Source organism: Streptomyces sp. NPDC059455 (assembly GCF_042750115.1).
GTDB lineage: Bacteria > Actinomycetota > Actinomycetes > Streptomycetales > Streptomycetaceae > Streptomyces > Streptomyces endocoffeicus.
Genome location: NZ_JBHYVB010000023.1, coordinates 1 through 6,146 on the forward strand (window position 1 = coordinate 1; position 6,146 = coordinate 6,146).

The following is a 6,146-nucleotide window of genomic DNA, read 5'->3' on the forward strand; positions in this document are numbered from 1 at the left end:
CCCAACTCACCCCCCCCCCCCCCCAAACCGAGATGCCAGATGGTATCGTGGGCTCGGTTTTGTGTATAAGAGACAGGGCCGGGGCCGGCGGGGGCCGCCGGTCGCCCCGGACGGCCGCCCGCCGCGCTCCCGGCCGGGCGTGCGCCGCCGGGGTGGGGGCGACGCGGGACGGGGCGCCACCCGGGTCCCGGAGCCCTGGCGGGCGGTGAGCCAGCCCTCGGCGACCAACTCGGTGTAGGCGTCGGCGACCGTGTTCCGGGCGATGCCCAGGTCGGCGGCGAGGGAACGGTAAGGCGGCAGCCGGGTGTCCGGGGCGAGCCGCCCGTCGCGGATGGCCCCGCGCAGCGCGGCCATCAAGGCGGTCCTGCGGCTGCCCGCGCGGGTCAGCTCCAGATGGAGGTCACTGCCGAGGATCTCCGCCGAATTGACCCATGAATCCGCCATGGAAATGCACCCTACAGAGGGTCGCTTAGCGGCCTAATTTCATTCCCATGACGACTTCGACACCGACACAGACGGCGACGACACAGACGGCCACGGCGACAGAGGCCACGACGGCAGAGGCGACGGCACAGACCGCGACGGCGGCACAGACCGCGACGGCGGCACAGACCGCGACGGCGGCGCGGCAGACGACCGGGCGGGTCAACTTCGCCAAGGCCGCCCCCAAGGCGTTCAAGGCGCTGATCAGCCTGGACGCGGCCGCCCGCGAGGGCCTGGACCCGGCCCTGGTGGAGCTGGTGCAGATCCGCTCCTCCCAGCTCAACCACTGCGCCTACTGCCTCCATATGCACACCACCGACGCCCATGAGGCGGGCGAGAGCAAGGAGCGCATCGCCCTGGTGGGGGTCTGGGAGGAGGCCGGGGAGGCCGGGTTCTACACCGAGAAGGAGCAGGCCGCCCTGGCGCTCACCGAGGCGGTCACGCTGCTGCCCGGCGGCGTCCCGGACGAGGTCTACGAGCGGGCCGCCCGGCACTTCGAGGAGCGGGAGCTGGCTCAGCTCATCGCCCTCATCTTCACGATCAACTCCTGGAACCGGATCGCGGTGACCACCCGCAAGGTGCCGGGGCGGAACTGAGCGCACCGTGGGGTGCGGCGCCGCCGCTCCCCACGGGACCCACGCGATCAGGCGATGAGCCGCCGTGTGGCTGTCTCAGCCGGTGAGGCGGGCCATCCACGCCTCGACGTCATCGGCGGTCCGCGGCAGCGCGGCCGACAGCACGCGGTTGCCGTCCTCCGTCACCAGGATGTCGTCCTCGATCCGGACGCCGATGCCCCGGTACTCCTCCGGCACGGTCAGGTCGTCGGGCTGGAAGTACAGCCCCGGCTCGACCGTCAGGCACATACCGGGCTCCAGGGTGCCGTCCACATAGGTCTCGGTGCGGGCCGCGGCACAGTCGTGGACGTCCATGCCGAGCATGTGGCCGGTGCCGTGCAGCGTCCAGCGGCGCTGCAGCCCCAGCTCCAGCACCCGCTCCACCGGGCCCTCGACCAGGCCCCACTCGACGAGCCTGGTGGCGAGGACGTGCTGGGCGGCGTCGTGGAAGTCGCGGTACTTCGCGCCCGGCCGGACCGCGGCGATGCCCGCCTCCTGCGCCTCGTAGACCGCCTCGTAGACCTTGCGCTGCAGCGGGCTGTAGGTGCCGTTCACCGGCAGGGTGCGGGTCACGTCGGCGGTGTAGAGGGTGGTGGTCTCCACGCCCGCGTCCAGCAGGAGCAGCTCGCCGGAGCGGACCGGGCCGTCGTTGCGCACCCAGTGCAGGGTGGTGGCGTGCGGGCCCGCGGCGGCGATGGTGCCGTAGCCGACATCGTGGCCCTCGACCCGGGCCCGAAGGAAGAACGTTCCTTCGATATAGCGCTCCGATGTCGCCCGCGCCTTGTCCAGAACCTTGACGACATCCTCGAATCCGCGGACCGTCGAGTCGACCGCCGCCTGCAGCTGCCCGATCTCGAACTCGTCCTTGACCAGGCGCTGCTCGCTGAGGAAGACCCGCAGCTCCTCGTCGCGCTCACCGGTGACCTTGTCGGTCAGGGCGGCCTCCAGCCCGGCGTCGTGACCGCGCACGATACGGACCGGGCCGGTGGCGTCCCGGAGCTCGTCGGCCAGTTTGCGGACGTCCCTGGCGGGCAGGCCCAGCCGCTTCTCGGCCTCCGTAAGGCTGAGCCGGCGGCCGACCCACAGCTCGCCCTGGCCGTCCAGCCAGAACTCGCCGTTCTCCCGGTCGGAGCGCGGCAGCAGATACAGCGTCGCGGTGTGGCCGCCGCCCGCCTCGGGCTCCAGCACCAGCACACCGTCCTCGGTCTGGTCGCCGGTGAGGTACGCGTACTCGGTCGAGGCGCGGAAGCTGTAGTCCGTGTCGTTGGAGCGCGTGCGGAGATTGCCCGCGGGGACGACCAGGCGATCGCCGGGGAAGCGCGCGGAGAGCGCGGCGCGGCGGCGGGCGGTCTGCGGAGCCTGTGCGAGGGGCTCCGGATCGTGCTGCTCGGTGTCCGCCCAGCCGGACTTCATGCTCGCGGCGAGCTCGTCGGAAACGCCTGGGTACAGGCCGTTCTTCCGCTGCTTGATGGGCTCCTCGCCTTCCGGGGTCTCCGGGGCTTCGGAGGTGGGCTCCTCGGTCACGTCTTCCTCCTCGAACTGGACCCCACCCATCGTATGTGGGGGGCCTGACGGCCGGGAGGGCTCGAGGCGCCGGGCGACCACGGCTCCAGCGGGGGCCGTGGTCCCGCTCGAGCCGCGCCCGTAAGGGGGCCACGCGTCACTCGACGTGGGCCCCGCGTCCGGCGTGGGCCCCGCGTCAGTCGAAGTGCGCCACGAGCAGGACGAGGTCCTCGGTGCCGTCCTCCGAGGGCCGCCCCACGGAGGCCGCCGGACCGTCGGGGAGCACCGTACGGAGCACATGGTCGGCGAAGGCGTCCGGGTCGCCGCGGACGCCCTTGGGAGCGCTCGCAGCGGCCGTGTGCAGCCGGGTGAAGGCCCGGTCCATCGGCTCCCCGGTGCGGTGGAGCAGCCCGTCGCTGTAGAAGAGGAGGGTCTCTCCGGAGGACGGTGCGACCGCCACGCTGGGCGCCTCCCAGCAGGAGAGCATCCCCAGCGGCGCGGACAGGGTGGTCTCCACGAACTCGGTGCGCCGCTCCCCGGTGAGCAGCGGTGGGCAGTGCCCGGCACCGGCCAGCACCACCTTGCGCGTCCCGGGCTCGCAGTAGGCGAAGAGGGCGGTCGCGGAGCGGGCGGGCTCGGTGAGCCGCAGCAGCAGCTCCAGGTCGGACAGCACGGCGACCGGGTCCTCGCCCTCCATCACCGCGTACGCCCGCAGCGAGGCCCGCAGCCGCCCCATCGCGACCACGGCGCTCGGACCGGAGCCGGAGACCCCGCCCACCGAGAGCCCGAGCGCCCCGTCGGGCAGCGGCAGCGCGTCGTACCAGTCCCCGCCGCCGCGCGGGCCGGGGTGGTGGCGGACGGCCAGGCGCACCCCGGGGACGCGGGGCAGCCGGGTGGGCAGCAGCTCCTCCTGGACGGTCGCGACGGCGGCGCGGGCGCGGGAGAGCTCGATCAGCCGGGCGATGTGGGCGGCGGCGTACTGGCAGTACAGGCCCACGAGATGGCGCTGGCGCTCCGCGGGCTCGGCGGGCTCGTCGTAGAGCCAGGCGGCCGCGCCGAGCCGCCCGGAGGGGCCGCCGGCGCCCATGGCGGCCGTAAGGCCGGGCGAAGGCGCGGCGGCCGATTCACCGGCATGGCCGATGCCGGGGACGTGCGGGGCGTCGGTGACGCTCGTCGTTCCGGGGACGCCGGGGGCCGGGTGGTCGCCCGCGCCCGCCGGGGAGCCGGTGCCGGTGCCAGTGCCGATGCCGGACCCGTCCGCGCCGGGGGCGGGCGCGGGAATGGCGGAAAGGCCGGGCGTGGTGCGGGGGGCGGCGTGGAACGGGTCCAGCGGCACGGCGTAGCTCGCGGAGAAGCCGAGCCGCGCGGCCACCTCGCGGTGGCGCGGGTCGAGGTCGGCCTCACTGGCGATATCGGGGTGGGTCACATCGGCGCGCCGCTCGCCGCCCGGCTCGGGCAGCCCGTCCAGGAGATGGCCGGCGGAGGCGGAGCCGCGCGGGATGGTCTCGATCTGGCCGAGGTCGGCGTGGCCGAGACCGAGCCCCACGGTGATCACCGGGCCGAGCCCGTCGGCCGGTTCGAGCGCCACCAGTCCGCGTCGGGCGCCGACCAGGGACGCGCCCGCGCGCAGCAGTTCGCGCAGCGCCTCGTCCAGGGTGTCGGTCCGGACCAGCCGCTCGGTGAGCTCATGAAGGGTGGTGAGGTCGGAGACCCAGCCCGCGAGCCGGTCCTGGACACCGGAGTTGGGCGCCGCCAGGGGCGGTGTGACGGGGTCGGCAGTTTGCGTGGGCGAGGGAAGGGAAGGATCGATTCCAGCCACTTTCGGCGCGTGGGGCGAGTTCATGGCCCGCTGCCTTCGCCCGCCGGGTCCGGCTCGCTCAATAGCATCGCAAACCCCCTGTCGTGCTGCGCCGCTACTGTGCCGCTACTGTCTCCAGATGTACACGGAGCGCAGATGCGATGTCCAGCATTGTCCCGGTGGTCTTGTTGGTGTCTGGGGGGAATTGAACTTGGCCGAAAAAAAGTCGTTAGGCTGTCCCTTCGAGGTCGACTGACGTCGTTCGACAGCGCGTCGTCTCCACCGCGGCGGGTACACATCGGAGAAGGGGCAGGGGCAGTTCGGATCGCCCCGGAACCCCGCGGCCGGTCCAGGCGTCATAGACCACAACGGCCGCGCCCATCCCCGAGTGGCGAGGAAGGCACCAACCGGACGGCAAGCGCCATGCGCGCGCCACCCCTCGCCACGTTCCACGCTCGGCCCGCGGCGTGATGCGCTGCCTTGTACGCGCAGTGACTTGTGATCCACCTGCTGTGACGGGCCGAACGATGCCGGACAGCGCCACGTAAGTCCAAGTGAAGTGCCATCTGAAGTGCGATGTAGTGCGACGGACAGCCCTCGGCGTTAACGGAAAGGAACGAGCGCTCATGCGCGAGATCCTCGGAAGGCGACGCAAGTTCTCGCTGCGGCGCGGCGCGCGGTCGCCGCTGCTGCGTGCGGCGCTCACCTGCGCCACCGAGTGGCAGTGGCCCGTGGTCCCTGGTGTCGGACTCCGGTCCGGCGGCGGACGGCCGCGAGTGTGCGGCTGCCCCGACCCGGAATGTGCGGTTCCGGGTGGACATCCGTTCGACCCTGTTCTCCTCGCCGCCACCGCGGACGAGCGCATGGTGCGCTGGTGGTGGGGCAACCGGCCCTCCGCGCCCCTCCTGCTGGCCACGGGCGGCCACGCGCCCTGCGCGGTGAGCCTGCCCGCGGTCGCCGGGGCGCGGGCGCTGGCGGTCTTCGACCGGGTGGGCGTACGGCTCGGCCCGGTGGTCGCCACGCCCACCCGCTGGTCGCTGCTGGTGGAGCCGTACTCCCTCGAAGACCTCGGCGAGCTGCTGAGCCAGCAGGAGTGGGTGCCCAGCTCGCTGCGGTTCCACGGCGAGGGCGGCTATGTGGTGTTGCCGCCGTCGCAGACCGGCTCCGGGCGGGTGCGCTGGGAGCGGCAGCCGCTGCGCCGCTCCGGGCGACCCTGGCTGCCCGAGGTGGCCACGGTGGTGAACGCCTTGGTCGAGGCCAGCACCAGCGCGCCCGACGGAGGCAGTCGGCTCGCCTACTGAGGTGGGCCCCGGGTGCGGGGGTTCGGGGGCCGCTGAGCGCGGCGGACCGCTGAGCGCGACGCTCGCGGGCGTATGAGGGCCCGGAGGCCGGGGAGGCGACTTCCTGGGCTCCGGGCCCGTCCTGGCTCCGGGGGACGGCGTTTTTCGTGGGCACAGGGCGCTGAGCGGCTTCCCGCGCGAGCCAGTGCCGCGCACCGTGGGTCCCGCCGTGCACTCCGGGCCCCGGAGCGACTCCCTCACGGGCCCTGGAGCGACTCCCTCACCGGGCCCCGGGAGCAACTTCCGCGCTGCCGGAGGCAGTTGGTCCGTACCTGCCCCACCGTCCCGCGCCGCCGTCCGGACGCGGACATGGAAGCGGGGGGGGGGGGCGGGCGGGGGGGGGGGGGCTCGCGCGCGGGCGGGGAGGAGAGTGGCCAGTCTGGGTCTGTGGGAGTCTGTCTCTGTGAG

Annotated in this window: 4 protein-coding genes and 1 pseudogene; 2 read left to right on the top strand and 3 right to left on the bottom strand. The window is 73.5% G+C overall.

The window, feature by feature from the left end; all coding sequences use genetic code 11:
* Positions 1-111 precede the first annotated feature (111 nt).
* A pseudogene (locus ACFXB5_RS10965) lies at positions 112-444 on the bottom strand (GntR family transcriptional regulator); the annotation flags it as partial.
* A gap of 47 nt (positions 445-491) precedes the next feature.
* Here ACFXB5_RS10965 and ACFXB5_RS10970 point away from each other — a divergent pair.
* Positions 492-1,079 carry a carboxymuconolactone decarboxylase family protein gene (locus ACFXB5_RS10970; RefSeq protein ID WP_385205272.1) on the top strand — a complete coding sequence of 196 codons (588 nt, stop codon included), beginning with the start codon at positions 492-494 and terminating at the stop codon, positions 1,077-1,079.
* Between the two features lie 75 nt (positions 1,080-1,154).
* On the opposite strand, the gene ACFXB5_RS10975 is transcribed toward ACFXB5_RS10970, so the two are convergent.
* Complete coding sequence (locus ACFXB5_RS10975; protein WP_385205275.1) at positions 1,155-2,651, bottom strand: aminopeptidase P family protein; 1,497 nt, start codon at positions 2,649-2,651, stop codon at positions 1,155-1,157.
* A gap of 145 nt (positions 2,652-2,796) precedes the next feature.
* Complete coding sequence (locus ACFXB5_RS10980; protein WP_385205279.1) at positions 2,797-4,443, bottom strand: GAF domain-containing SpoIIE family protein phosphatase; 1,647 nt, start codon at positions 4,441-4,443, stop codon at positions 2,797-2,799.
* A 581-nt stretch (positions 4,444-5,024) separates the two neighbouring features.
* On the opposite strand from ACFXB5_RS10980, the gene ACFXB5_RS10985 reads away from it, so the two are divergent.
* Positions 5,025-5,699 carry a bifunctional DNA primase/polymerase gene (locus ACFXB5_RS10985; RefSeq protein ID WP_385205282.1) on the top strand — a complete coding sequence of 225 codons (675 nt, stop codon included), beginning with the start codon at positions 5,025-5,027 and terminating at the stop codon, positions 5,697-5,699.
* The last annotated feature ends 447 nt before the right edge of the window (positions 5,700-6,146 follow it).

Bases quoted from the DNA above. Each gene is read 5' to 3' on its own strand.
- ACFXB5_RS10975 (WP_385205275.1), bottom strand. From the start codon at position 2,651: ATGGGTGGGGTCCAGTTCGAGGAGGAAGACGTGACCGAGGAGCCCACC.
- ACFXB5_RS10980 (WP_385205279.1), bottom strand. From the start codon at position 4,443: ATGAACTCGCCCCACGCGCCGAAAGTGGCTGGAATCGATCCTTCCCTT.
- ACFXB5_RS10985 (WP_385205282.1), top strand. From the start codon at position 5,025: ATGCGCGAGATCCTCGGAAGGCGACGCAAGTTCTCGCTGCGGCGCGGC.
- ACFXB5_RS10970 (WP_385205272.1), top strand. From the start codon at position 492: ATGACGACTTCGACACCGACACAGACGGCGACGACACAGACGGCCACG.